Below are 3547 nucleotides of genomic sequence, written 5' to 3'. Positions count from 1 at the left end.
CTGCGGCCGGACGGCAGCTACACCTACCTGCCGAACCGCGACTTCCACGGCAGCGACAGCTTCACCCTGCGGGTCGCCGACCCGAACGGCGGGGTCACCCTCGTCACGGTGCCGGTCACGGTCGATCCCGTGAACGACGTGCCCGAGGCCAGCGCCGACCCGCTGACCCTGCCCGCCAACACCAGCGCCGGCGGCCGCGTCGTCGCCTCGGACCGCGACGGCGACAGGCTCGCCTTCCGGCTCGCGGCGCCGCCGGCGAACGGCAGCCTCGCCCTCGCGGCGGATGGCGGCTACGTCTACGAGCCCTACGACGGCTATTTCGGACCGGACCAGTTCAAGGTCCTCGTCTCCGACGGGCAGGGCGGGGAGACGCTCGTGACGGTGGCGGTGACCGTCACCCCGAACCCGATCGAGGTGCGCCCGCCCATGCCGCCGGCGGCGCTCATGCCGCCCTCGCCGCTCGCCCCCCCGCCCGGAGCCGGTCGGGACGCGAGCCCGCTCCCGCCGCCCGCGGTCACGGCGACCGGCATCGTGCTGCCCACGGTCGCCGCGTTCGGCAGGCTGGAGAGCGTCTCGGACGTCGTGCTCGCCGAGGGCGCGGTCGTGGCCGCGGTCAACGGCGTGCGGTCCCTCAACGGCATCGACATCGTGCCCGTACGCCCCGCCATCCAGCAGGAGACCGAGCGGCTCGCGCGGCTCGGGAGCGACGGGCTCGTCCCGGAGATCGGCCTGGAGACGCCGTGGTTCTCGGCCCGGCCCTTCATCGGGCGCTCGCTCGGCTTCACGCTCGCCGAGGAGACCGGCGCCGGGGGCGTGCTGCGCGACGTGGTCGTGGAAGCCATCCGCCGCCCGGACGCGTTCGGCCTCAGCCTGCGTAACCTCGCCCCCGACGCGGCGGGTATCGCCGCCGTCACGCTCCGCGGCGCGGATGGGGGGCCGGCTCCGTCCTGGCTGGAGACGGATGGCCGGGGCAGCTTCTGGGGCCGGCCTCCGGCCGGTGGCGGCCGGGTCTCGGTGGCGGTGGAATTCACGCTCTCCGACGGCCGCGTGATCCGCCAGCCGCTCGATCTCGACACCGAGACCGGCGAGATCCGAGCGGGCCGGAAGCCGGCTCCCGCGGCGCGGGCCGCCCCGCCGCCCCCGGAACCCGAGACGGAGGCGCGCGCGCCGCTCTTCACCGATCAGCTCGGTGCCGCGGAGCTGCGGGCGAGCCGCGAACTCGACCTCATCGAGCAGGCCCTGGCCGGAACGCCCTGAGGGGAGCCCCCGAGCTCGCGCGGCGCGAGTACCGAGGGCCGGCGAAAGGGTGCGGAAGTGCACCGTTTCATCCTTCGTTTACCCTGAAAGTTTACCAATTCGGGGTCGGTTGCAGCAGGCAGGCCAGTGCCGTGGCCGCTGCGCCGACGCGGGGGATTTCCAGTGATGACCTTCGAGGCGGTCGACCGCGGCCGGCCGCACGCGCGCGCGCATGCGGCGATGGTTGCGGCTGCAATCGGTATCGGGTTCGGCGTGTCCGGCTGCATCGTGAAGCCGCAGCCGCTCGGCCCGGCCGAACTCAGCGCCTATGCCGACGACAAGCTCGCCCGGGTCGGGCAGGGACAGCCCCTGCCGGGGCCGCGGATCGACCTGTACGAAGCCTTCGCGCGGGCGCTGAAATACAATCTCGATCAGCGTGTCGAGATCATGCAGACCGCCGTGCGGGTGCGCGAGCTCACCTTCGCCCATTACCAGATGCTGCCGGGCTTCGTCGCCAACAGCGCCTATGCCGGGCGCGACACCTACGCGGCGAGTTCCAGCATCTCGGCGATCACCGGCCGCCAGTCGCTCGAGCCCTCCTACAGCCAGGACAAGCAATACGCCTTCGGCGACCTGTCCCTGAGCTGGAACATCCTCGATTTCGGCCTCTCCTACGTGCGCGCCCAGCAGGCCGCGGACGGCGTGCTGATCGCCGAGGAGACGCGGCGGCGCGTCGTCAGCCGCATCATCGAGGACGTGCGCACCGCCTATTGGCGGGCGCTCACCAGCGAGCGCCTCGCGAAGCGCCTGCGGGCGCTGGAGAGCCGGGCGCAGGCCGCGATCGGCAATGCCCGCAAGCTCTACGCGGAGCGCCAGACCTCGCCGGTGACGGCCCTGACCTACGAGCGCGAGCTGATCGAGATCAAGCGCGAGGTGCAGCGCGTCGAGGCGGACCTGCAGGTCGCCCGCAGCCAGCTCGCCGCGCTCATGAACCTGCCGCCGGACCTCCCGTTCCAGCTCGCCGAGATGGAGGCGGTGGACGAGGGGCTGAAGCTCGGCCTGCCGGAGAACGAGCTGATCCGCGTCGCCCTCCAGAACCGGTCGGAGCTGCGCGAGGTCGCCTACCGCCAGCGCATCAACGGCCGCGAGGCCGAGGCCGCGCTCCTCGAACTCCTGCCCGGCTTCAACGTCTTCGTCGGCGGCAACGCCGACACGAACCGGCTCCTCTACAACGCGAACTGGGTCGGCTGGGGCGCGCGGGCGAGCTGGAACCTGATGCGGGTGTTCCAGTATCCGGAGCGCAAGGCGCTCGTCGGGGCGCAGGACCAGCTCCTCGACAAGCGGGCGCTCGCCGTGACCATGGCGGTGATGACGCAGGTCCACGTGAGCCGCATCCGGCACGCGCTGGCGCTCAAGGAATACGGAACGGCCTCCGAGTTCCGGCGGGTGCAGCGCCGCCTCGTCGGCCAATTGCGCGCCTCGGCCGCCGCCGACTCGATCAGCGAGCAGACCCTGATCCGCGAGGAGATGAACACGCTCGTCGCCGAGGTGAAGTACGACCTCGCCCACGCCGCCGTGCAGAACGCCCGCGCCAACGTCTACGCCTCGCTCGGCCTCGACACTTTCCCGCTGGCGGCGATCGACGGGAACGACCTGCCCGGCCTCAAGCGGGCCGTGCAGGGAAGCTGGCTCGGCGTCGGCGAGGTGCTGCCGCGCCCGGTCGTGGCGCTGCCCCCGCCGCCGGCACCCGCGCCGCTCGAATTGCGTCGCTGATCGGGGCGGGCGGCCCCGTTCAGGCGGCCTGCAACTGAAGCGCGTGCAGCGCGAGGCCGAGCCTGCGCGAATCCGCGCCGCCGCGGTCGATCCGGCAGCCGGGCAGCGCGAAGGCGAGGTCGAGCTGGCCGAACGCGATCAGGCCCGGCGTCAGGTAGGTCGGGATCGAGCAGGCGAGGGTTCCGTCCCGCTCGAGGCGGCCCGAATGGAGGAAGGCCCCGTTGCCGAAGAGCAGCACCGGCTGATGGTCGCTGCCGTCCCCCAGATAGGGGGAGGCGTGGATCACGAGCCGTGATCCGCTCGGAACGTGCCCGAGGCCGAGATGCAGCCAGGCTTCCGGCCCGTCCGACCAGACCTGACCGGGCTCGGGGGCGGACCAACCCGTCCCGATCGCGCGGAGGCCGGCTTCCCCGGCTCCGAACCGGATCGCCTGCCCCGTTCGCAGAGGGATCGTCATGGCAGCGGGCTCCCCTGTGGCGTTCCGTGCGCCGTGATCAGCGCGATCGACATCTCAGCGAACTCAGTATTTTCTCGCGCC

At 72.4% G+C, this 3547-nt stretch carries 3 protein-coding genes; 2 read left to right on the top strand and 1 reads right to left on the bottom strand.

The window, feature by feature from the left end; translation table 11 throughout:
- Positions 1-1257: tandem-95 repeat protein (locus tag E1J50_RS26065; RefSeq protein WP_132257154.1), on the top strand; the 1257-nt coding region annotated here is incomplete at its 5' end.
- Between the two features lie 165 nt (positions 1258-1422).
- Positions 1423-3009 carry a TolC family protein gene (locus tag E1J50_RS26060; protein ID WP_132257152.1) on the top strand — a complete coding sequence of 529 codons (1587 nt, stop codon included), beginning with the start codon at positions 1423-1425 and terminating at the stop codon, positions 3007-3009.
- Positions 3010-3028: 19 nt separating this feature from the next.
- Here the strand turns inward: E1J50_RS26060 and E1J50_RS26055 are convergent, their stop codons facing one another.
- Positions 3029-3466 carry a hypothetical protein gene (locus tag E1J50_RS26055; RefSeq protein WP_132255281.1) on the bottom strand — a complete coding sequence of 146 codons (438 nt, stop codon included), beginning with the start codon at positions 3464-3466 and terminating at the stop codon, positions 3029-3031.
- Positions 3467-3547: the final 81 nt, after the last annotated feature.

This window comes from Methylobacterium segetis (assembly GCF_004348265.1).
GTDB lineage: Bacteria > Pseudomonadota > Alphaproteobacteria > Rhizobiales > Beijerinckiaceae > Methylobacterium > Methylobacterium segetis.
Note: the sequence above shows the minus strand (reverse complement) of the source record. Positions and strands in the feature narration are given on the sequence as shown.

Excerpts from the sequence above, each read along its gene's own strand:
- E1J50_RS26060 (WP_132257152.1), top strand. The coding sequence starts at position 1,423 with ATGACCTTCGAGGCGGTCGACCGCGGCCGGCCGCACGCGCGCGCGCAT.
- E1J50_RS26055 (WP_132255281.1), bottom strand. The coding sequence starts at position 3,466 with ATGACGATCCCTCTGCGAACGGGGCAGGCGATCCGGTTCGGAGCCGGG.